Source organism: Methanofollis tationis (assembly GCF_013377755.1).
GTDB classification, from domain to species: Archaea; Halobacteriota; Methanomicrobia; order Methanomicrobiales; family Methanofollaceae; genus Methanofollis; species Methanofollis tationis.
The window spans coordinates 634,673-655,651 of sequence record NZ_JABXWR010000001.1 but is presented as its reverse complement, the minus strand read 5'-3'; the positions used below and the strand labels follow the sequence as shown (position 1 = coordinate 655,651).

Annotated in this window: 21 protein-coding genes; 2 read left to right on the top strand and 19 right to left on the bottom strand. The window is 61.8% G+C overall.

The features are described 5' to 3' along the window. Window positions 1-7: 7 nt before the first annotated feature. From cheB to HWN36_RS03345, 12 genes are all read right to left on the bottom strand, one after another. Window positions 8-1,033 carry a chemotaxis-specific protein-glutamate methyltransferase CheB gene (gene cheB / locus HWN36_RS03400; protein ID WP_176788081.1) on the bottom strand — a complete coding sequence of 342 codons (1,026 nt, stop codon included), beginning with the start codon at window positions 1,031-1,033 and terminating at the stop codon, window positions 8-10. Window positions 1,034-1,035: 2 nt separating this feature from the next. Beyond that, window positions 1,036-1,398: a response regulator gene (locus HWN36_RS03395; RefSeq protein WP_004038891.1), complete on the bottom strand. Its 363-nt coding sequence runs from the start codon at window positions 1,396-1,398 to the stop codon at window positions 1,036-1,038. A 55-nt stretch (window positions 1,399-1,453) separates the two neighbouring features. Further along, entirely contained in the window at window positions 1,454-2,374 is a 921-nt protein-coding gene (locus HWN36_RS03390; protein WP_176788080.1) for an IS5 family transposase, read from the bottom strand. A 114-nt stretch (window positions 2,375-2,488) separates the two neighbouring features. Further along, window positions 2,489-3,289: a CheF family chemotaxis protein gene (locus tag HWN36_RS03385; protein WP_176788079.1), complete on the bottom strand. Its 801-nt coding sequence runs from the start codon at window positions 3,287-3,289 to the stop codon at window positions 2,489-2,491. After that, entirely contained in the window at window positions 3,282-4,412 is a 1,131-nt protein-coding gene (locus HWN36_RS03380) for a hypothetical protein (protein ID WP_176788078.1), read from the bottom strand. The genes HWN36_RS03385 and HWN36_RS03380 overlap by 8 nt, the downstream gene beginning before the upstream one ends. Window positions 4,413-4,414: 2 nt before the next feature. Continuing rightward, on the bottom strand, window positions 4,415-6,016 hold the full coding sequence (flaJ, locus tag HWN36_RS03375; protein WP_176788077.1) for an archaellar assembly protein FlaJ: 1,602 nt from the start codon (window positions 6,014-6,016) through the stop codon (window positions 4,415-4,417). A gap of 1 nt (window position 6,017) precedes the next feature. Beyond that, window positions 6,018-7,880 (bottom strand): type II/IV secretion system ATPase subunit, encoded by a 1,863-nt coding sequence (locus tag HWN36_RS03370; RefSeq protein WP_176788076.1) that lies wholly within the window; start codon window positions 7,878-7,880, stop codon window positions 6,018-6,020. Between the two features lie 2 nt (window positions 7,881-7,882). After that, window positions 7,883-8,626 (bottom strand): ATPase domain-containing protein, encoded by a 744-nt coding sequence (locus tag HWN36_RS03365; protein WP_176788075.1) that lies wholly within the window; start codon window positions 8,624-8,626, stop codon window positions 7,883-7,885. A gap of 7 nt (window positions 8,627-8,633) precedes the next feature. Then, window positions 8,634-9,107 carry a hypothetical protein gene (locus HWN36_RS03360; protein ID WP_176788074.1) on the bottom strand — a complete coding sequence of 158 codons (474 nt, stop codon included), beginning with the start codon at window positions 9,105-9,107 and terminating at the stop codon, window positions 8,634-8,636. 4 nt (window positions 9,108-9,111) lie between these two features. Further along, window positions 9,112-9,588, bottom strand: coding sequence for a flagellin (locus HWN36_RS03355; RefSeq protein ID WP_176788073.1), 477 nt, complete (start codon window positions 9,586-9,588; stop codon window positions 9,112-9,114). A 3-nt stretch (window positions 9,589-9,591) separates the two neighbouring features. Then, entirely contained in the window at window positions 9,592-10,368 is a 777-nt protein-coding gene (locus HWN36_RS03350; RefSeq protein WP_176788072.1) for a hypothetical protein, read from the bottom strand. A gap of 49 nt (window positions 10,369-10,417) precedes the next feature. Next, window positions 10,418-10,996, bottom strand: coding sequence for an archaellin/type IV pilin N-terminal domain-containing protein (locus HWN36_RS03345; RefSeq protein WP_176788071.1), 579 nt, complete (start codon window positions 10,994-10,996; stop codon window positions 10,418-10,420). Window positions 10,997-11,194: 198 nt separating this feature from the next. On the opposite strand from HWN36_RS03345, the gene HWN36_RS03340 reads away from it, so the two are divergent. Continuing rightward, window positions 11,195-11,860, top strand: coding sequence for a hypothetical protein (locus HWN36_RS03340; protein WP_176788070.1), 666 nt, complete (start codon window positions 11,195-11,197; stop codon window positions 11,858-11,860). Window positions 11,861-12,642: 782 nt separating this feature from the next. Here HWN36_RS03340 and HWN36_RS03335 read toward each other — a convergent pair. From HWN36_RS03335 to HWN36_RS03315, 5 genes are all read right to left on the bottom strand, one after another. Continuing rightward, the gene (locus HWN36_RS03335) at window positions 12,643-13,437 is read right to left on the bottom strand and encodes a proline dehydrogenase family protein (RefSeq protein WP_176788069.1); all 795 of its coding nucleotides are present in this window, start codon (window positions 13,435-13,437) and stop codon (window positions 12,643-12,645) included. A gap of 42 nt (window positions 13,438-13,479) precedes the next feature. Next, window positions 13,480-15,042, bottom strand: coding sequence for an aldehyde dehydrogenase family protein (locus HWN36_RS03330; RefSeq protein WP_176788068.1), 1,563 nt, complete (start codon window positions 15,040-15,042; stop codon window positions 13,480-13,482). A 16-nt stretch (window positions 15,043-15,058) separates the two neighbouring features. Further along, window positions 15,059-16,372, bottom strand: coding sequence for an acetyl ornithine aminotransferase family protein (locus HWN36_RS03325; RefSeq protein WP_176788067.1), 1,314 nt, complete (start codon window positions 16,370-16,372; stop codon window positions 15,059-15,061). Window positions 16,373-16,578: 206 nt separating this feature from the next. Further along, a complete protein-coding gene (locus HWN36_RS03320; RefSeq protein ID WP_343044916.1) occupies window positions 16,579-17,061 on the bottom strand; it encodes a universal stress protein in 483 nt (160 codons plus the stop codon). Between the two features lie 110 nt (window positions 17,062-17,171). Further along, window positions 17,172-18,059, bottom strand: a complete 888-nt coding sequence (locus HWN36_RS03315) for a flavodoxin family protein (RefSeq protein ID WP_176788065.1) — start codon at window positions 18,057-18,059, stop codon at window positions 17,172-17,174. Between the two features lie 135 nt (window positions 18,060-18,194). On the opposite strand from HWN36_RS03315, the gene codB reads away from it, so the two are divergent. Continuing rightward, a complete protein-coding gene (codB, locus tag HWN36_RS03310) occupies window positions 18,195-19,466 on the top strand; it encodes a cytosine permease (RefSeq protein ID WP_176788064.1) in 1,272 nt (423 codons plus the stop codon). Here codB and HWN36_RS03305 read toward each other — a convergent pair. Both HWN36_RS03305 and HWN36_RS03300 read right to left on the bottom strand, forming a co-directional pair. Further along, window positions 19,387-19,782: a type II toxin-antitoxin system PemK/MazF family toxin gene (locus tag HWN36_RS03305; protein WP_176788063.1), complete on the bottom strand. Its 396-nt coding sequence runs from the start codon at window positions 19,780-19,782 to the stop codon at window positions 19,387-19,389. The genes codB and HWN36_RS03305 overlap by 80 nt on opposite strands. A 49-nt stretch (window positions 19,783-19,831) precedes the next feature. Beyond that, the gene (locus HWN36_RS03300) at window positions 19,832-20,917 is read right to left on the bottom strand and encodes an NAD(P)/FAD-dependent oxidoreductase (RefSeq protein WP_176788062.1); all 1,086 of its coding nucleotides are present in this window, start codon (window positions 20,915-20,917) and stop codon (window positions 19,832-19,834) included. Between the last annotated feature and the right edge of the window lie 62 nt (window positions 20,918-20,979).

Here is a 20,979-nt window from a genome sequence, read left to right as displayed (position 1 = left end):
CACGATGTTACCCCTCCATTGCAGTGATCGCCCGTTGCACCTCGTCGGGAATCCTCCGGAGAGGAACGACCCTGTCGACACTATTTTTTTTCATTGCGGAGCGCGCCATCCCGTAGACCAGACAGTCCTCCTCGCTGCATGCAAACACCTGGCCTCCTGCCGCTTTGACGGCTGCGGCGCCGTCGCCGCAGTCGTTGCCCATGCCGCTCAGGATGACCGCAAGTGTCCGCCCGCCGAAGATCTTTGCCGCGGTCGAGAAGGTCACGTCGATCGCCGGCCTGACGGCGTGGACCGGAGGGGCGGTGGAATGGACGATTTTTCCTCCGGAGTGACCGTCCCGCGTGAGGAATGTCGAGACGATCGAGTGGACGCCGGACCTGGAGATCACGACCTCACCGGCATTCAGGATGCACCCGCTCTCAGACTCCTTTACCGGGAGCGGACAGATCCGGTTGAACCGATCGGCGAGGGCCGCGGTGAACCCCTCGGGCATATGCTGGGTGATGACGACGGCGGCGTCCAGGTCAGGGGAGATTGTCGAGAGGATGAGGTCGAGCTGCTGGAGCCCCCCGGCCGAGGAGCCGAAGATCAGCAGCCTGCGGGCAAGACCGCGCGAGGAGACGTCCTGTTTGACCGCCGGGCCGATATGGATGAGATGCAGGATCTTTGCGACGAGTTCTTCCTGGATCCCGCGCACCCTGAAGATCTCCTGCGGTTTGAGCATGAAGTCGTCTGCCCCGAGGGCCAGGGCCGTTCTCGTATGGCTGGCGTCTTTCGAGGTGAGCGAACTGAGCATCAGCACTTTCGGGCGGTGGCTCAGGTCCGGCATCTTCCTGAGCAGATCGATCCCGGTCATCCTGGGCATCTCGATGTCGAGCGTCATCACGTCGGGTTTGAGATCGTCGATCAGGGAGAGTGCCTCGACACCGTCGGACACCGTCCCCACGACCTCGATGTCAGGAGATTTGCTGAGGAAATCTTTCAGTATTGTGCGAATAAATATTGAATCATCGACGATGAGTACCCTGATCATGATCAAGCCCCAAGGACGTTTTTCACCTCCTCGAGCACCTTTGGAGCCTGGAACGGTTTGACGATATACCCTCTGGCGCCGGTCTTGACGGCGAGTTTTACCATCTGTTCCTGGCCGACCGCGGTGCACATGATCACCTTTGCGTTCGGGTCGATCGTTTTGATGCCCTTTAAGGCGTCGATGCCGTTCTTCTTCGGCATCACAATGTCCATGGTGACAAGGTCGGGATTCAATTCCTGATATTTTGCGATGGCGTCATCGCCGTTCTCAGCCTCTCCCACGATCGTATGGCCCCCCGAGAAGAGGATATTTTTCAGGAGGGTCCGCATGAACAGTGTGTCGTCGACGACAAGAATTCTACCCATAATGCGCTCTAAAAATAATTGATCAGTTTAGAATAAATAGATTATTATTTTCACATCATCGAAATTTTATAAATTTGGCTTTGTTGAATTCCTCGACCACTACAAGAACCACGATCGCCTGAATCGCCTTCGTGAGGTTATGGAGTATCAGTTTGATCTTGATCTCCTTGATCTGGTACCAAAATATTCGTGCTTTCAGCCCCTCTCCAAACTTTCTTTTCATGACCGAGAACGCTGTTTCGACCTTGTTTCTCTCAGCATACCGTTCAGCGTCAAAGGAAGCATACATCTCTTGCCTATATTTGCCCGAATAGATCTTTCCGTTCCATGTTCTGACTGGTATCACTGAATCAGCCCCAATCTCTTCCCGGATCTGGCGATGAAGTTCCTCTGAATCGTATCCTTTATCCATCACATAGCACCCGGTCTTTCTCGTCCTCCGGCACTGCCTGAGAAGTGGCTCTGCATGTTTTACATCATGTACCGGTTTGAGCGAGATCTTGAAGGAGATGATCACTTGCTTGAGCGTATCTATCGCTATCGTGGTTTTCACGAAGTTTTTCCGCATCTTTCCAGTCCGCCAGGAATAATAATGGCTGGCGTACGAACTGGTGAAACCTGAAGAATCGATGGCGGTTATTGGAATGATTTCACCCCAGGAATAGAAGAGTTTCAGAGTTTTATTCAGGAGTATCGAGAAGAAAACAGAAGGAATACGGGCCATGAACTTATGGATGGTTGAGTAGTGGGGGACCTGATCAAGCTGAAGGATCTCTTTGACTCCGTCCATTAGATCGATGAGCTCAACGGTCGAGCGATAGTCAGTGCGAAGAGCTTCACGAAAGAGAAGAATAGCCATGAGTTGATGCTGAGTATACGTTTTCCGGGAGTATTTGCAGGAATAAAGAGGCAGATGGGAAGATCGGAGTACTGAACAGATGCTTTCGATAAGGTTGATATACCGGTTCGTTGACACTATCTCTGCTCCTTGGTGTTGGTTTGGTCATTAACTCAAGGAGCAACGATTCTTATAGATCTTTGCTTTAGCGCGGAACCGGACTACTGGAGGGTTTCAACGAAGCCATAAATTTTATACTTTTGTCGCATCTGTGATATATCTGACTCCTTTCGTGGTCAGTTTAATCTCCCTGCGTATTACCACGACCTCTGCGAGGCCAAGACCGATCAGGGCATCGTAGACGCGGTCGACCTCTTTATGCGAGATGGCGAGCATGTTCTCGATCGCCGCGGTGTCCATCCCGCTGTAGACGAGCATGGCGACCTGCGCAGATTTCGGGTCGAGTTCGGCACCGTCCATGTCCATGCTTTTCGTGGATTCCTTGAGGAAATTATAGAGCACCTGGAGTGTCGTGAGCGGACAGAGCACAAAACTGGTGACGACGTCGGTATCCTCAATATGGTCGATCTTCACGACATCGAGGTCTTTGCCCTGGACCTCACGCGTTGTCAGTTCGATCGAGGCGACGTCGGAGAGAGGGACACAGATCTGGTGATCCTGCGAGAAGAACCAGATCCCGGATTTTAGTACGGCGATCCCTCCTTTTTCCCATACGGCGTTCTGGACGAGCACGCCGCCCCTGATCGCCGGGGACATAAAGAAGGTGCTGAGACGGTACGCGCTGCAGGAGAGGAGGATCTGCCGCTTGAGCACGTTCAGCACTTTTTCCACCGATGCAAGCCTGTAGGGCTGATTCTCCCGCTCTTTTGTGGTGATGATGAGGACATTCCCTTTTGCTTCCAGATCGATGATGGACCTGTACGGGATGTCCAGCGTCACGTCGCCAGATGCCTTCAGCCCGTCTTTCTCGATCGAGACCTTTGCTACGGCCCACCGATCCCCGTCTTCAATTTTTACCGGAACGCTAGCCATGTTTCTTCACCGTCGATCCGCCCTCAAGCGCTTTCAATGTCTCTTCAAGTTCGTCGACCAGATCGTCCGCGTTGATCTTCATCCCTTTCATGCCCCGCAGAAGACTGTTGTAATCTCCTTTTTTCCTCTGTTTGACATCGCTCTTGAGGATGTCCATGAGTGAGTCGGAACCGCCGCCCGATGCAAACGCCACCAGGTTCTCCTCTTCAGGGGCCTCCTCCTCTTCTGGCTCCTCGGGGATTTCGGGAAGGATCGAGGCGTTGTCGGCCAGGGCATCCTCCGGGGCGTCGTCTTGGGATCCGGTATCAGGCGTGATCTCCGAGAGATCTTCCTCAGAAAGATCGAGAGCGTCGAGATCGACACCGCCGATCTCCCCGAGCGTTTCGTCGAGTTCGCTGATGTCCCCCAGCTCTGAAAATTCTTCAAGTTCGGCGGCATTCGCCCGGAAGATCTCGGAGACGATCGAATCGTTCGAGGCGAGCGACGGGATCTCATCGTCCAGCGTTATATCGACGGGAGATCCAGTCTGGTCGATTTCCTCGCCGTCCAGCGTGAGGTTTTCAAGGTCTTCCTCGCTGATGTCGAAGAAGGGATCGGCCGCACCTGAAAGTGGGGCCGGAGCGTTCTCTCCGCCCTGAACCGCCGCAGAGGTATCGGGCCCGTTTGATGCGGCACCGCCGGCGATCTCTGCGTCAAGGATCGTATCGATTTTCTTGAAGGTCTCGTCTTTGTGGAACAACGAGGCCTTTAACCGCCCTGCACCGCCGTGGACGACGCCTGAGAGTGAGGCCAGTGCGGCACGCACTCTCCCGCCTTTTTCTTCCGGGGCTGCAGTGGTTCTGCTGCCGATCTTTTCTTTCGGGGCGTCTTTCTTTTGCGGCCGCTGTTTTCTCCCGGCAACCCACGCCTTCAGCCCTTCCCTGATGTTCTTCGGCCTTAAGTCAGAGAGTCTGATCGCACCGAAGGCGAGGAGGACGATGCACCCCGCGGCGATCGTCCCTCCCAGCAGGTACTCTGTGGGGAGGTCGTAGAGGATGAGGAGGGAGCCGGCGGCGACGGTCACCAGAAAGATCAGCGTTCGCCGGGTTTTCGGACTTATCGATGGAAGTTCTGGTTTTCTCATGCTTACACCGCTCCGAACTGGGGGATCTGGAAGAAGCTGCTGATGAGCGGCGGGACGATCAGCACCAGCAGTCCTGTGAGGGTAAATAGGACGGCCGAGAGGAAGAAGTACATGTAGCGGTCGCCGCCCATCACGATCTTGCCGGCGAAGATGTTCGCCACCGTGATCATCAGGGAGATGGTCATCACATAGGGGACCATCTTGTCCTCAGGAAAGTTGACGAAGAGGTTCATCGACCCGGTCATCGATCCCGCAACCGATCCGGACCCGCTCAGCGCCGCCCCGCTCTCCCCGAGGGTCGACATCACGCTCTCGATCGCCTCGGACATCGTGTGCAGCACCTCGTAGAGCGTCAGGAAGATGCCGATCATCGCGATGTGCATCGGGATCAGGAGGACGATAAAGCCCGTCGCCACCATGTCCCTCTTTCTGCGCAGGAGCACCTGCGAGAGCATGGAGGAACCGACGATCTTTCCGATGACGCCGGGAGCGCCGCCAAGGGCGACCGAGTCCCGAAAGATGTTCATGTACTTTGCAATCAGGTTTGTCCCGCAGTCTCCGATGAATTTTTCCCAGACGAGCGCTTCGTCGAGGCCGAGGTTCAGCTTCGTATAGACCGAGTTGATCAGGGGTTCAAGGGTGACAAGCGATTTGCGGTCGATCTCCCGGATCGCCTCGACCACCGTCGTGCCCTTCCCCTCCATGATCGAGCCGACGCCCCTGATAAAGGCGGGAAAGTCCTCGTCCCGCATGACGACGTTGTAGTTGTCCACGTAGGCGATGATCCCGATGGGAGCGAAGAGGAGGCCGATCAGGAGAAAGACCATGCCGGTGTTCACGCCCATGAGGAGGAGGAGGAGAGCGGCCACGGCGGTGATCGCAAGCACCGGTGTCTGGAGGCGGCGGATCATCGCCTGCTCCCGCGAACACCAGCCGTTCATCGAGCGGTCGAGGGTCTTCTCGTCGACCGGGACGGCCTTATACATCAGGCCGACGCCGAAGCCGGCCGTCAGGAGGACAAGCGCATACGAGGTGTTCAGGGCGGAGTCGATCCCGCTGGGCGCATAGATGGCGACCGAGATCATGATGATGATCGCCACCAGCATGGAGGAGAAGAGCAGGGCGATATAGGCGTCGCCCCACTTCTTCAGCATCTCAAAGCCCTGCTCGAAGGTGTTGCGGTACATGCTCCTGGCGGTGTTCAGCTCCATTGCCAGGAACTCGCCGTCAGGGACGCCGGAGTCGATCGCATTGGCGAAGCGGTTGAACATGTTTCTGAGCATGGGGTTTTCGACCCGCTCGCCCACCATGGTGAGCCCTTCAGAGTAACTGTAATGCCACTGGTTGACAAAATCGACGACCCGGCGGATATATTTGGTCGAGATGTACTCGTGCCTGCGGGCGGTGTACTCGAAGAGTTCAGGCCGCGAGACGTTGGCGGTCATCGCCGAGGCCATATAGGTGGTCATGAAGACGAGGTCGCCCTCCATCTTTTTGTTATCCGAGAGCGTCTCGATTTTTTTTCTGACGCCGTCGATCTGGTCCTCAAAGGGGATTTCGCCCCCGTTCGCCTTGCTCACCCTGTCCTTCAGCGATTCGAACATCTCAGACCTCGATAGTGAGAAGACCCTGCTTCTTGATCTTGGCGATCATGTGGAAGAGGTCCCAGAACCTGATGTATCCGGCGTTATGCAGTCGTTTGAGGATGTTCGCCCGCTTCTCGACTTCATAGTAGATCTCGTTCCTCTTGCTTTCCGGGATGCCGAGCATGGTTGCGATCTTGTTTTCCAGGAGGAAACTGCTCCCGTTCCCGGTGAAGACGTGCTGGTCGGTGACCGGGTCCCAGTGGAACATCTCGACGAAGGAGAAGCCCTGCGTCTGCGGGTCGTAGCCGACGAGTTCGTTGATGCTGAGCATCCGTCGTACCGTCCCGCCGCCGGGGCGGCGCACGGCGCTCTGGATGATGACGATGTTGAGGTTGTCCACGTGCGTTTTCGGGATGTTGATCGGGTCGCCGCAGAGACGCTGGATCAGTTTCTCGACCGAGGCGGCGTGGAAGGTGCTCATGACCGGGTGGCCGGTCTGCATGGCCGAGAAGGCGACGCTCCCTTCGACGCCACGGATCTCACCGACCAGGATCTGGTTGGGGCGCTGTCTGAGGGCCGCCTTTAAGAGATCGAACATCGTCACTTCTGAACCGTCGCCCTCGCTCTTTCCCTTCGCCTTTGCGACCTCCCGCGTCCAGTTTTTATGGGGGACGGTCAGCTCGGGGGTGTCCTCGATGGTGACGATCTTGTTCTCCGGCGGGAGGAAGGTGGTGATGGCGTTGAGGCTCGTCGTCTTTCCGCTGGCCGTTTCCCCGCTCACGAAGAGGGACATGCCGAACTCCAGGCAGATCCAGAGGTAGGCGGCGACCGTGTAGTCGCAGGTGTTCGACTCGATGAGGTGGAGGACGGAGAGGGGCTCTTCGTTTACCTTACGGATCGTGAAGTTGCTGCCGTGGCGGCTGATATCGGTGCCGTAGACGATGTTGATACGGGAGCCGTCAGGGAGGGTGGCGTCCACGACCGGGTTGCGGTAGGTGATCGGCCGTTTTATCCGCTCGGCCATCTTGATGACGAAGATGTCGAGGTCGTGGGTGTTGGTGAAGCCGACGACTGACTTGAGCCCGCTGAAGATCTTGTGCTCGACGAAGATCGGGCCGACGCCGTCGCAGGTGATATCTTCGATGTACGGGTCTGAGAGGAAAGGCTTGAGAACGCCCATCCCGATCTTGTCCCGCAGCAGCATGTACTCGAGGGCGCTGTACTCCTGCTGGCTGACGACGATCCGGCCGTCAGAAAGCCTGGTGATCCCGGCGTCGTCGTCCCCTTCGCCCTGTTTTTTCTTTGCGGTGAAATCGGTGTTTAAGAAGGTGACGACCCGCTCCTTCAGGGACCGGCCGCCCCCGCCGCCGAGCAGGCTTCCGATATCTTCCCCCTCTTTTTTGACATAGATGATCTCCCCGACCAGCCGCTTGAGGACGACGATGCGCTCCTCCTCAGTGCCCGGGTTTTCTTCGAGGGCGTCCAGGAGGTCGATGAGGCGGCGCTCGACGGCCGGCATCAGGGAGGTGACGCTGTGGAGAAAGGAGGGCTCGATCGGGATGTAATAGTTCCGGACGTCGTTTGGGTCCTGGAGGATGTGGATGAAGGTGTCGGAGCCGGCCGGGTAGATCAGGTTTAAGTTTTCCATTTTTTTGGCTTCGCGCGTCAGTTCCGGGAAGAAGAGCGGGATGCCGTAGGTGTTCACCGGCAGGATGTTGAGGTACTCGAGGAGGTGAGGGCTGTTGCGGACATATTCCCGGGCGTTGTTCGGGAGCATCCGAAAGAGGGAGGAAGATTCGAGATCGGCCAGGCATCCGCTCAGGTCCTCGTTGGGCTCGGGCTTGAAGGGGAGCATGATCGGGATGGACAGTGTGGAGGCCATAATTATACCCGCGCAAAGGTCATCGGGATGATCTTCATGCCATAACCGGGGTGCACCTCGAAGCTGATGATGTTGCCCGTCGTCTTCTGGGCGCCGCGCACCTTCCCCACCTCGAGCATCATCACGTATTTGCTCCCGACGAGGGCCTTTTTCATGAAGAGGTGGGCGTCGCAGATGGAGCGGATCCGCACCAGGGTCTCGGCCTCGAAGGCGTAGGTGTGGAGGGTGACGAGGATCGTCTTGCCGTGGTCGACGAGGTTTTTGCAGTTGGTGAAGAAGGCCAGGATCATGTCGGTGGAGGCGTACTCGGTGAAGAGGGTGAGGGAGTCGATGACGATCACTTCGGCGACGCTTGTCTGCATATGGGTGATGAGCGCCTGCAGGACGCCCTGCATCTCGTCCTTCTTCCACTCGAAGCCGACGCTGTGGAGGGGGAAGATCCGGAGGTAGCCCCAGGCGAAGTAGTCGGAAATATCCAGACTCATCGATTCCATCTGGGTGAGGAAACTCTTGCTGGTGTTCTCGGTGGTGAAGAGGTCGGCGTTGAGCCCCTGGCGCATGGCCCCCCAGATGATCTGCTGGGTCAGGACGCTCTTGCCGGTGTCGTTCTCCCCCTCGATGAGGGTGAGCGACTCGAGGGGGAGGCCGTCGGCGATCTTTTTGTCGAGCTCTGAGTTGCCGGTGGAGAGGATCTTCTTGCCCTCGTCCCCGGTAACGCCGCCTCCTTTGTCCTCTCGTTCGTTCATGTTCACCTCAGAGATATGCGGAGTCGTACACCCCGTTCGGCGTGGTCACCTGCGCCCATTCGGGCGCCCCGCCTGCGTACCTGACCGAGATGTTCATCACCTCGCCGGGGTCGAGGGCGTGGGGGTGGACGGTGTCGGGCTCGATGGAGAGCCACGACCATGTCCCGCTCCCTTCGCCATAGGCGTAGTAGACCGGCGCCGAACCGCCGGCCAGGGTGAAGACCGCCATCTCGTCGAAGGCAAGGATCGTCTCGCTGCCGGTGTTCTCGACGTCGAGGTAGAGGGTCGAGGCGCCGGCGTCGAGGGTGTGCCCGACGATGGCGACGGCGGTGTGGAGCCGCGCCTCCTGCTGGCGGACCTGGTCTGACTGGGCGCCGGCGACCACCTCGGCGGTGACCAGGGTGCCGCCGATGACGGCGTAGGCGGCGACGACGATCATGATGATCGCGACGGCGGAGGCGATGAGGGAACCTGCACTCATCCCGTCAGCCCCCCACCGTGAATTCGGTCGATCTCACCGACCCGCCCGGAAGGACGATCTGGAAGTAGACGGTGTCGCCGGTGCCGGTCGGGATGATCGCCGAGTCGATCTCGATGTGCACTGTCTTGCCGGTCGTCCAGTAGTCGGTCCCGCCGTCCAGGATCGTGTAGGTCCAGTCGGTGCCGTAGGAGACCCGTTCAAAATTCCCCGGGGCGCCGATGAAGATGTCGGCGCCGGCGATCTCGTTCGCCGAGATCCTGGCCGAACCGATGTTCTTGAGCCAGATGTCGGCCGAACCGCCCGAGGCGAAGGTGTTGATGATCTTGATGTCGGTGCGGATCCGCTGGTCCGCGGCGTGGGCGGTGGAGCCGGCGGTGTCAGAGACGGTGTAGATGATCGGAAAGATGGCGTTCGCCAGCACCGCCGCCGCTATTACTGCGGTGATCAGGAATATGGCGGTGGTGATGGTTTCGCTCGACATTCATCATATCCTTTCCAGGGATTCGAGCCAGTCCTCGCCAGGCTCCCTCTCTTTGCGCCCTTCTTTTGCCGGGGTCCCCTTCGCCCGTTTGTTGTCCATCAGGACGGCGATCATGTCGCGGTCCAGGGAGGTGTCGGTGGGGTCGAGGATCCGGTTCAGGACATAGAGCTCTGAGACGAAGTCCTCGGCCTTCATCTCGTCGGCCTCTCCCAGGGAGGCCGGCATCAGGCGGGCGATCTCCCTGACCTGCGCCACCTCGTCGCGCTCTAAGTAGCCCATCGTGGCATAGGAGTCGAGCATCATCTCCAGGCGGTCGAAGCCGTATTTTTTGACCGCCTTCCCGGTCCACTCGAAGAGGTTGTGGACCTTCTGGAGCCGGAGCTTCTCCGCCTTCGCCGGCGCCTTCGGGACCAGGGCGTCGGCGGCGGCGATCTGGGCCTGGAGGCCCGCGAGGAGATCGGCCGGGATCCCCTGCTGGGGCTGCGGGAGGGGCGCCGGCGTCTTCGCCGCCGGTTGGGTGAGGGCCGCGGGCTCTTCGATCTTTTCCTCCTCAGGGGAGGCGGGCGCCTCCTCCACGGGGGCAGGCCGGAACCCTCCCTGCACGCCCAGGGTGAAGGGGTTCTCCATCTCGTTCATCCGCTCCCGGATATCGATCAAGAGTTTCTTCACCGAGGCCTTGAGGACGTCCACCTCCCGCTCAAGGTTCTCGAGCTTTGCCTCCGGGTCGTCGGCCGACGCCGCCCCGAGGATCTGGTCAACCTGTGACTGATTCACCGACATTCCACGTCACCATTCCCTGTTTCAGAGTTTGACCTCAAAAAAAAGGGGGTTAGTAGAGGAGGTTCACCGCGTCGATCTGGGCCGGGACGGTCCTCTTCAGACCGAGGGCTGCACCGACATCGGGGCGGATCTCAATGCTGAATGGCATGTTAGCAGGGAGATAATAATTAGTCGGGAGGTATGCTTTGATCACAAACTGCTCGCCACTATCAAGGAGCCAGTCAGTGTCTGCGTTCTGTTTCTCGGACACTGTCCAGTTACCCTCTGTAGTACTCACAGATGTCGCAGTACGATTAAGGGTCGAAACTACATCAGCAGTCATATAGGTCAATACCGTCTTGTTGATATCGACCGGGGATCCGCCTGCAGTGAGGGCAACTGTGAACTGAATCGCCGAAATATCACCAGTGGTCGAGTTCTTCAGACCATAGACATCACCGCGGATTTCCATGCTGGAACTGGCCTGTACCACGCTGGTGTGCACAACCTCCTGGCTCTTCTGGGAGGTGAAGAACCCGGCGCCGAGCATCACATATGAGAACACAGCGGCCACCACGACGAATGCGATCAACACGATCGCAGCCTCGAGACCGGTGAATGCCTCATCGTTCTTTCTGTACTGTTTCATAATACTTCACCCAATTGTAGATCAGTGAACGCTGGACCCATCCAACATTCCTGATAATGTACTTATTGTCATACTATATAAATTAACTTATTTTGTCGATAACGGGTATGCCATGTTTATTCATAATATCGAGAGATATAATCAGATATTCGAGGATGGAAGCATATTTATCCCCATGGCAGAAATACTGGTTGGAAGATGGAGAGGGAAGACCTGATCAGCCTGATCGCCGCCGTGGCGATCGTGGTCGTCGTGGCGCTCGTCGTAAAACCGGCGCTCTCTGACGGGCCCGTCCTGTTCCTGGCGCCGGAGGAGGGGGCTGCGGCGACGACGTTCTCGACCACGGCCATTCCGAGGACGACAGCCGTCCCGACACCCGAACCCGTCCCGGCCTGGGACGGGCGGGCGAAGACGGTCGGTTTCGTGGACCCGGCTTCGTACGGGATCAATGCTTCGGCGCCGCAGGCGGCGATGTCGGTGCCGCCGTCTGAGGGCGCCCCCTCAAAGGCGATGGCGGTCTATGCCGTCGTCAGGGGGTCGGGGAGCGGGACGACCGACATTATCTCCATCCCGTACCCCTACTGGGAGCTCGCGTACGACGCCGAGGCCTACAACACCGAGTTTTCCCTTCTGAACATCCAGGTGATGGATGCGACCGACCCGAACCGCTTCGTCAGGATCGTCACGAAGAGAGACTCTGACTTTATTACGGGTAAGGACTTCGATCCGGCGATTCGGAGGGAGGCATGGAAGGAGCGGTTCTTTGAGGGTGGCCGCGACTACTGGCTCGTGATCAACACCAGGTCGATCAAGTCCTATACCCTCCAGATCCTGGTGCCGGAGCGGTATGTGACCGGTGCCTGAGGATAGAATCTTTTTTTTCCCTTTCCGCATTCTTGGCCGGGGGCTCTTACCCCCGGACCCCCGCACACGATTGCCCAGGACCTGAGGGAACGGTCGGACCGGAGAGGCGAACATCCATCATCCCCTCAATCGCAATCGGCGGGGGGTCCGGGGGGCGGCAGGCCCCCCGCCAACGGCATGCCGATCCTCTTCCCGAACACAGCGTACCGATCGACTGCCTTCCCCACGCTGTCCGCCGGGGGCTCTGCCCCCGGACCCCCGCGTGCGATTGGGCCGGGAAGGCAAGGGCGAAGTCCAGGGGAGGAGGTCTGCCATCTCCGCACCAATCGTATTTTGCGGGGGGTCCGGGGGGCGGCAGGCCCCCGCCAACGGCATGCCGATCCTCTTCCCGAACACAGCGTACCGATCGACTGCCTTCCCCACGCTGCCCGCCGGGGGCTCTGCCCCCGGACCCCCGCGTGCGATTGGGCCGGGAAGGCAAGGGCGAAGTCCAGGGGAGGAGGTCTGCCATCTCCGCACCAATCGTATTTTGCGGGGGGACCGGGGGGCGGCAGGCCCCCCGCCACCAGCATGCAGATCAACCGCCCGCCCCGCATCCCCGCGGGTATTGGACCGGGAAGGCCTGGGCGAGATCAGGAAAAGGGAAACCGGCCATACCTGCCCCGATCACAGTTTTGCCAGCATAAAACCACCTCCTGTCGAAGATATATCTTGAGAACAACCAGTCTTCCCATCAGCACAACAAAAACAACCCGTTCCCATTGCGCGAGCGTATCGCAACCCTACAGCACCGGAGACCGCCCGAGAGCGGCGATCGACCTGAGGTACCTCCGCCGCCGCCCCTCATATGCCGCCCGCTCCTCCCCGAAGGGGACGTACTCCGCCACCCGCCACCCCTCCCGGGCCATGCGGACCTTCGCGCCGTCTGCAAGCCCCATCAGAAAACCAAACTCGACCAGGCGGCGATCTGCGGTCTGGACGATCCGGCCCAGGAGATCGGGGTCATGGGTGCCGACCGAGAAGGGCCGCCCCGACTCCAGGGCGATGGCGGCGAGGTCGAGAAACCGCCGTTGAATATCAGAAAAATCGCCGGTGTCCCCGAGATAGGCGCCCTTCACCAGCCGCGGGGTGATCCCGGCCCGCAGGATGCGGCTGAGATCCTCCGGCGACCGGTCCAGGTAGGCCTGCACCGCAAGGCCGGGCGGGGCGCCGGAGGCCGCCGCCGCCTCTGCCGAGGCGATCGCCGGGCCCACCAGGGCGGCCCCTTCCATGTCGATCTCGATCCCCACATGCCGCCGTCGCCCCTCGTCCACGATACGCCCGAGGCGGTCGTCCCAATCCTCCAGGCCCGCACCGAGGGCCGAGAGTTTCACGGCGACGGCGGCATCGAGGCCCTCCGCGGCGATCAGCCCTATCGCCGCACGGTACGCCACCCCGGCCCGGTCGGCCACGGCCCCGTCCCCGGCATACTCCCCCAGGGGGGAGAGGATGCACCTGATCCCGGCGGCGTTGCGCTCCCTGCACCGCGCCGCGGCGGCCTCGAGGTCGGGGAGCGCCCATCTCTCCGGGGGCGTCATGCAGGGGGATGGGCACCGGAAGGGAAAAAGGTGACGCGGGGATCACAGCCTGGTCTGCGCCTGCTCCCTGAGATACGAAAACAGGTAATACGGCCCGTCGGCCCCCCGGCCTGTCGAGCCGCTCGCCTTCCACCCGCCGAAAGACTGTCTGCCCGGCCACGCCCCGGTCGTCGCCCCGCCCTGCCGGTTCGCATAGCAGACGCCGAAACGGATGTGATCGAAGAAGTAATCGACCTCCCCTTCGTCCTCGGAGAAGATCCCGGCCGTCAGCCCGAACTCAGTCTCGTTCGCGAGGCCGACCGCCTCGGGGAGCGAGGCGAAGGTCCTGAGGCAGAGGAGCGGCACAAAGAGTTCGTCCCGCATCAGGGGATGGTCCTGCGCCAGCCCGGCGACGATCGTCGGGCGCACGTAATGGCCCCGCGCGCGGCTGCCCTCAGAGCAGACCCCCCCGCCGGTGATCACCCGGCCGCCGTCCTTCAGGACGAGCGCCACCGCCGCCTCATAGGTCCGTTGCGCCGCCTCCGAGATCAGGGGGCCGACGGAGACGTCACGCTCGCGGGGGTCGCCCACCTTCAACTCCTCGGTGCGCGCAACAAGCGCCCTCGCATACGCCTCGGCCACGTCCCGGTGGACGTAGACCCGCGAGGTGGCGCTGCACTTCTGCCCGCCGTAGCCGAACGCCGACCGCACCACCCCATCAACCGCCTTATCCAGGTCGGCCTTGTCGGTCACGATGCAGGGGTTCTTGCTCCCCATCTCGGCAATGAACGGTTTCGGGTAGGGCTGCTTCACCGCAAAGGCGCGCTGGAGCCACATCCCCACCTCCCGCGATCCGGTGAAGGCGATCCCGTCGACGTCAGGGCTCGAGGTCACCGCCTCGCCGAAGGGGGCGCCCGGGCCGGTGATGAGGTTTACCGCCCCGGCAGGCACGCCGCCCTGGATGAAGGCCTCGTAGAGGCGGATCCCGGTCAGGGGGGTGGCGCTCGCCGGCTTCATCACCACCGTGTTCCCGGTGAGGAGGGCGGCGGAGGCCATCCCCGCGGCGAGGGCGAGCGGGAAGTTGAAGGGGGAGATCACCGCCCAGACGCCGTGCGGGCGCATGACGCTCCGGCTCACCCCGCCCGGCGCCTCGGGCTGCAGCCTGATCGTGAAATGATCGCTCTTCTCGTAGAGCGCGGCGTAGTAGCGGATCATCTCCACCGCCTCGCCGACCTCGGCCACCGCCTCCCCCCTCGTCTTCCCGGCCTCGATCGTGATCAGGGCGGCAAGATCGAAGACCTGCCGCTCGAGGAGATCGGCCGCCTTGCGCAGCGCCCCGATCCGCTCTGCGGGGTCGGTCCCGCTCCAGGCGGGAAACGCCTCCTTCGCCACGCGGATCGCCGCGTGCGCCTCGTTCTCTCCGGCCTCCTGGAAATACCCGATGACGATGTCCCTATCGATCGGCGAGCGCACCGCGAAATCCCCGGCCGGCTCAAAGCCTTTCCCCCCGATATAGAGCGGATACCGATGGCCGAAGTTCCGTTCAAACCCGGAAAGCGCCGCCTCGTACGAGACGTGCATGCTCGCATCAGACTCAAGGCTCACGTACGTGATCTTCTGTTTCATTTTCCAAACCTCTCTTTCAGTATCCCTCCATCGCCCGGTCGAGGACCCGGAGCCCGGCATCGATCTCGGCCGGCCGGATCGTCAGCGGCGGAGAGAACCGGATCGCCGACTCGCCCGCGGGCAGGAGGGTGAGCCCGGCCTCGAACGCCCGCCTGAGGATCGCGTTCCGCTCCTCGCGGGCGGGCTCTTTCGTCTCCCTGTCCCGCACCAGTTCTATCGCCGCCATCAGCCCGATCCCCCGCACGTCGCCGACGATCCGGTGCCGGTCCATCAACCCCCGCAGCCCGGCGAGGAGGTGCTCCCCGGTCTCTCTCACCCGCTCGCCAAACCCCTCCTCGCGCATCACCGAGAGCACGGCCAGCCCTGCGGCGCAGGCGGCGCAGTTCCCGCCGAAGGTGCTCGCGTGCGAGCCCGGCGGCCACGTCATCACCTCGTCGGAGGCCACGGTGACGCCGAGCGGAAGCCCCCCGCCGAGCGCCTTGGCAAGGCAGACGATGTCGGGCACCACGCCCGAATGCTCGGAGGCGAGAAACCGCCCGGTCCGGTAGCACCCGCTCTGCACCTCGTCGGCGACCAGGAGGATCCCGTGCTCGTCGCAGAGGTCCCGCAGGGCCCGCAGGAATGGGCGGGGCGGGACGATGTAGCCCCCCTCCCCCTGCACCGGTTCGACGACGATCGCCGCCACCTCCTCGGGCGAGACCTCGGTCCTGAAGATCTCCTCTTTAATGTACCTGATCGCATCGAGGGCGCACTCGTCGCCCGCACACGGACAGAGCGGACGGTAGGGGTCGGGATAGGGTGCATGCACCACCGGGAGAAACGGCCCGAAGTGTTTCCTCTGGATCACCTTCGCCGCCGTCAGGGAAAGCGCCCCGTAGGTCCGGCCGTGGAAACCGCCGTAAAAAGAGATGAAATACTTCCGCTTCGTATGGTGGCGGGCGAGTTTGAGGGCGGCCTCCACCGTCTCGGCCCCGGAGTTGGAGAAGTAGAGGCGGTCGAGCCCGCCCGGAAGCATCCCGACCAATTCCTCGGCAAACCGCACCGGCACCTCGGAGCAGAAATCCAGAAAGGCGGCATGGGAGAGGCGGCCGACCTGCTCCCGCACCGTCCCGACGACCGCCGGGTGGTTCCAGCCCACGTTCATCACCGAGATCCCGGCGGTGAAGTCGAGGTAACGGTTCCCGTCGACGTCCCAGAGGTTCGTGCCCTCCGCACGCTCGAGGACCAGCGGGTAGGCCCGCACCATCGACTGCGAGACCACCCCGGCGTCGCGCTCAAGGACGGCACGGGCGCGTGGGCCCGGCGGCGTGACCTGGATCAGAGGGTCCATGATGTGAATGCCGGCCCGAGATATATAAAAATACCTCATATATTTCCCGGAGGCGGCACCGGGAGAAGGGATCGTCCATAACCGTAGAGATCAGAATGTGAGATATGCGTCTGCCGGCATGCAAACGCGGACGCCGCCTCTCTCGAACCTTCAGCACCACCGACCTGCGCACCGGGAGATGCCGGCGGGGCGTCCCATCTCCCGGACTACTCTTCCCCCTGGCTCCGGCACCCGCCCTGCATCTCGCGCGTGATGATCAGGACAGGCACACTCGATCGCCTGAGCACCTCCTCCGAGACCGAACCCACCACCACGCCGGCGAGGTTGCTCTTCCCGTGAGAGCCCATGACGATCAGAGACGCCCTCTCCCGCTTTGCAATCGCCAGGATCTCGACGGAAGGGACACCCTTTTCAATTGCTGTCTTCACCTTCATGCCCGCCCCCCGCAGCACGCCCGCCATCCCGTCGAGGCGCTCCTGCATGTTCTCGCGCATCCGCCTCTCGATCCCGGCGTCGTATTCGACCATGCGGTCCCCGCTCAGCCACCCGATCCCGGTCGTCACCAGGTCGGTATCCCGCTCGTCAAGGACAGAGACGATCACCACCTCCTCCACGCCCGCACCCCGCATCTGCCTGACGCACTCGAGGGCCTTATACGAGCAGTCGGAGAAATCCGTGGGGAACAGCACCTTTCGAAACATTGCCAGCACTCCAGATAAGGAATGATCGCAGGGCGCAGGAGATAATGATTGGCATCGCCGCCCGGCGTCCCTGAGGGGCAGACCGGCGCCTGAGACCTTCAGGGGCGTGAGGGGAGGAGGCATGAGCGGACGCGTTCTTTCACCCGCTCCTCCAGCCCCTCGACCAGCCTCACGTCCCTCACCCGATCGATGCCGTCCGCCAGCACCGCACCGGCCGGCCTGATCCCGAGGTTGCCCATGAACGCCTCCATGACCGAAGTGAGGCACACGAAGTTGGACCTCCCCTCTCTCCCGCAGACGGCGAGCAGGAGGCCGGCAGGCATCGCCCTCCTGGCGCCGAGCGTCCGTGCTGCATGAAGCGCCTGGCAGCGGTCGATGACGACCTTCAGCCCGCCGGGCACCGTGTTCGTGTAGACCGGGGAGCAGACGACCAGGAGGGAGGCGTGGACGATGAGGTGGATCACATCGCCCATATCGTCGTCGAAGGTGCAGGTGCCGGTATTGTAGCAGCGGTAGCACCCGATGCAGGGATGGATGTCGAGGTCGTCCGGGTACACCACCCTGACGGTTTTTCCAGCCGCCTCTGCCGCCTCCACCGCCCATCCGGCCATGATGCTGCAGTTGCCGTCGGCCCGCGGGCTCCCCTGGACCACCACAACGTCTGCGGGCTGGAGGGTGAAGGGGCGCCTCGGCATTCTTTTTCCGACGACGGAGAGGAACCGCTCCCGGTTGGTCCGCAGTTCGCGCTCCCATGCCGCCGCCTTCTGCAGCGCCACCGTTTCCGCATCGAGCGGGACCGTGGGTGAGTACTCGTAGGTATTGGTCAGGAAGGTGCCGACGACCTCGTCCCCCTTCGCCAGGTGGAGGAGATAGCGGACCATGCCGGGATAGAGAGAAGAGAGGTCCTCGGCCCTGAGGGTGAGGGTGTAGACACCGTCCGGTGTCTCGATATCGGTGCGGAGGAGGGAGCGGACGTTCCCGGCCATTACCATGAACCGGGGTTTTTCCCCCTATAATTCTCTTGCGGTGCACCGACGGCGCCGGGGAGACTTCTCAATTGCCAGATCACAATCCTCAAAATATCATACAAACAAGGATGTATCAGAATACAGGGGCACAGGATGGCTGGAGAGGGGAGAGACGGTGCGAACGAGGACTATCCGCTCAGCGCGGTGCCCCTCTCAGACCGGCGGGGGCTCCTGCCCACCACCATCATTCTTCTGGGGTTCACCTTCTTCTCCGCAACCATGTGGGGCGGCGCTGCGATCGGCGTCGCCTTTCCCCTCTGGCCCGACCTCTTCGCCGTCATCGCCTGCGGAAACCTCCTGCTCGCCCTGTACGTGGCGGTGCTCGCCTACGTCTCCCAGAAGAGCGGGCTCAACACGGTGCTGATGGGGCGGTTCGCCTTCGGAACAATCGGGGGCAGGTGGGTGGACCTCCTCCTGGGCGTCACGCAGGTCGGGTGGTACGCATGGGGGACGGCGACGATCGCGATCCTCTTTTCCACCCTTTTAAACCTCGACACGGGCTGGCAGGCCCCGCTCATGCTCCTCTTCGGGTTCACCTTCTGCTGGACCGCATTTATCGGATACCGGGGGCTCGAACGCCTCTCCACCGTCTCGGTCCCCCTGATGTGCGCCCTGATCCTGGTGAGCGCGGCGATCGCCACGGGGGACGCCGGCGGGATCAGCGGGGTCCTGGCCATCGCCCCCGCGGCGACGATGGGCTTTGGGGAGGCGGTGACCATCGTCGTCGGGACGTTCATCGCCGGGGGCACGCAGGCGACCAACTGGACGCGGTTTTCCGACACGCCGAAAAACGCCGTCATCGCAACAATGATCGCTTTTTGTGCCGGGAACGGCCTGATGGTCTTTGTCGGGGCGTACGGCGCTGTCGTGTACGGAGAGCCCGACATCGTGCAGGTCCTTGCCCTGCAGGGCCTGCTCTTATGGGGCGTGGTGATGCTCTTCGCCAACATCTGGACCACGCAGGACAACACGATCTACAACGTCTCGGTCGCTGGCTGCGACCTTTTCAGGACAGAGCGCCGGCGGCTGATCACCCTGGCCGGAGCCGGCCTCGGCACCTCCCTCGCCCTGCTCGGGATGTACACCTGGCTCGTCCCGTATATGGAGATCCTGGGAACCCTGGTGCCGCCGATCGGCGGGGTGATCGCCGCCGACTTCTTCCTGAAGCACCGGGGCGCCTATCCGCCGCTCGAACGGGCGGACGCCTGCGCCTTCAACATCCCGGGCATCGTCGCCTATCTCGGGGCTTCGGCGGTCGCCGCCTTCACGCCGGGCATCCCGCCGGTCAACGGGATCGTCGCCGCCGTGCTGATCTACCTGGCAGGCGATCGCCTCTCCCGCCGCCTCCATGCCCGGCGCTCCTGAGAGTAGAGGAGAGTTCCTTCAGGTAGTCCTCATTGACCCGCCCTTTTTTTCCGACGACATCGGCGCTCCGGATCGTGGTGAGATATGACGGCAGCACATAGCTCTCCTCGAAGAGGTCGAGCCCGCCGGTGGCGAAATCGCCGATGTCCAGGGGCACCGACAGGAGATCAGGGGAGGCCCGGCTTGTCACCGGGCAGACCCGCAGGCGGCCGCCGTCCTCCCGGGCGACGACGATCGCGGGGCGGCGCTTGACGTTCCCGCACCCATCGAAGAGAACCGGGGCGAGGACCACGTCGCCGATGAAATACTCACCCATTGCCAATCAGTTTGACGCCGGAAACCATAAGGGGGACGGATCCCGCCTTTCAGAGTTCAGGCGACGGGCCCTCCTTCTTCTCCTCATACTCTGCATTCAGGTAACGCCTGGCCCGCGGGTAGAGAAGGCGCTGGTAGACGTTGAACGAATGAAACGACCTGAGATGTTTCAGGGGATCCCTGACGCTCTTCAGCCGCTCGAAGAGGAAGGCATAGTTTCTGACCGCATACCGGTCCCAGAGATACCGGTTCACGGTGCCGGCCCGGATCAGGTCGCCGAACGCCTCAGACGCCGCCCGCTCGTAGTCGGTGCCCTCGATGATGCTCTGCGCCGCAAGATAGCCCGACCGCACGGCAAACCGCATCCCGAACCCCCACATCGGATCCTGGAGGCCGGCCGCCTCCCCGACGTACAGGCGGTCGCCGTCGCGGTACCTGGTCGCCGTCCTGAAGCTCCCCACCCCGCCGCAGGGTGCAGGGTCGCGAATATCGAGGTCAGTCATCCCGGCGAAGAGCGCCTTCGCCCGTTCCAGGCAGGCGCCGGCGTCCTGGAAGTTGTCCATCAGCACCGTGGCGATGCAGCCGCGGCCGTTCATCGCCAGCAGGTAGGCATAGCCTTTGCGCGAGGCGGTCTGGTCGATGATCCCGACGGCGGTGTTCTCCATCGAGGTGGAAAAGGTGAATCCCTTTGCAATCGCCACGAGCCCGTCCCTCACCGGCCCGGTGGCGACGATATCGGCCTCCTCTTCGGCGCGCCGCCGGAAAAAATGGATCTCTGCCCCGGCGTCGAGCGCCCGGTCCCTGAGCGCCGTGTCAAGGCTGCCGCCCGAGGAGCCGCGCCTGACAAGGTAAAACGCAGGTCGCCCGCAGGAGAAGTCCAGCACCTCCTGCCCGTTCGAAACAGAGAGATCGCGATAGGGGGCGTACTCGAAGCCGGTCCCGATCCCCATCCCCCTGAACTCTTCGAGGACGTCGGTCTCGCTCGACCAGTTCTCAAGCCCCTGGAGGTCCCCGTGGAAGCGCGTCCCGACATCGCCCCTCGCCTCGAAGATATCGACATCGCAGCCCGCGCGGGCCAGCGTGATCGCCGCCGAGAGACCCGCAGGGCCGGCGCCGAGGATCCGCACTCTCTCCATAGAAGAGCGGATATATGCCGCAGTATTTAGACCTTTTCAACTGCATTCAGGCACCGATCACC

What these genes read in the sequence shown, in the direction of transcription:
- cheB (WP_176788081.1), bottom strand. Translation starts at nt 1,033, where the DNA reads ATGATCAGGGTACTCATCGTCGATGATTCAATATTTATTCGCACAATA.
- HWN36_RS03395 (WP_004038891.1), bottom strand. Translation starts at nt 1,398, where the DNA reads ATGGGTAGAATTCTTGTCGTCGACGACACACTGTTCATGCGGACCCTC.
- HWN36_RS03385 (WP_176788079.1), bottom strand. Translation starts at nt 3,289, where the DNA reads ATGGCTAGCGTTCCGGTAAAAATTGAAGACGGGGATCGGTGGGCCGTA.
- HWN36_RS03380 (WP_176788078.1), bottom strand. Translation starts at nt 4,412, where the DNA reads ATGAGAAAACCAGAACTTCCATCGATAAGTCCGAAAACCCGGCGAACG.
- flaJ (WP_176788077.1), bottom strand. Translation starts at nt 6,016, where the DNA reads ATGTTCGAATCGCTGAAGGACAGGGTGAGCAAGGCGAACGGGGGCGAA.
- HWN36_RS03370 (WP_176788076.1), bottom strand. Translation starts at nt 7,880, where the DNA reads ATGGCCTCCACACTGTCCATCCCGATCATGCTCCCCTTCAAGCCCGAG.
- HWN36_RS03365 (WP_176788075.1), bottom strand. Translation starts at nt 8,626, where the DNA reads ATGAACGAACGAGAGGACAAAGGAGGCGGCGTTACCGGGGACGAGGGC.
- HWN36_RS03360 (WP_176788074.1), bottom strand. Translation starts at nt 9,107, where the DNA reads ATGAGTGCAGGTTCCCTCATCGCCTCCGCCGTCGCGATCATCATGATC.
- HWN36_RS03355 (WP_176788073.1), bottom strand. Translation starts at nt 9,588, where the DNA reads ATGTCGAGCGAAACCATCACCACCGCCATATTCCTGATCACCGCAGTA.
- HWN36_RS03350 (WP_176788072.1), bottom strand. Translation starts at nt 10,368, where the DNA reads ATGTCGGTGAATCAGTCACAGGTTGACCAGATCCTCGGGGCGGCGTCG.
- HWN36_RS03345 (WP_176788071.1), bottom strand. Translation starts at nt 10,996, where the DNA reads ATGAAACAGTACAGAAAGAACGATGAGGCATTCACCGGTCTCGAGGCT.
- HWN36_RS03340 (WP_176788070.1), top strand. Translation starts at nt 11,195, where the DNA reads ATGGAGAGGGAAGACCTGATCAGCCTGATCGCCGCCGTGGCGATCGTG.
- HWN36_RS03335 (WP_176788069.1), bottom strand. Translation starts at nt 13,437, where the DNA reads ATGACGCCCCCGGAGAGATGGGCGCTCCCCGACCTCGAGGCCGCCGCG.
- HWN36_RS03330 (WP_176788068.1), bottom strand. Translation starts at nt 15,042, where the DNA reads ATGAAACAGAAGATCACGTACGTGAGCCTTGAGTCTGATGCGAGCATG.
- HWN36_RS03325 (WP_176788067.1), bottom strand. Translation starts at nt 16,372, where the DNA reads ATGGACCCTCTGATCCAGGTCACGCCGCCGGGCCCACGCGCCCGTGCC.
- HWN36_RS03315 (WP_176788065.1), bottom strand. Translation starts at nt 18,059, where the DNA reads ATGGCCGGGAACGTCCGCTCCCTCCTCCGCACCGATATCGAGACACCG.
- codB (WP_176788064.1), top strand. Translation starts at nt 18,195, where the DNA reads ATGGCTGGAGAGGGGAGAGACGGTGCGAACGAGGACTATCCGCTCAGC.
- HWN36_RS03305 (WP_176788063.1), bottom strand. Translation starts at nt 19,782, where the DNA reads ATGGGTGAGTATTTCATCGGCGACGTGGTCCTCGCCCCGGTTCTCTTC.
- HWN36_RS03300 (WP_176788062.1), bottom strand. Translation starts at nt 20,917, where the DNA reads ATGGAGAGAGTGCGGATCCTCGGCGCCGGCCCTGCGGGTCTCTCGGCG.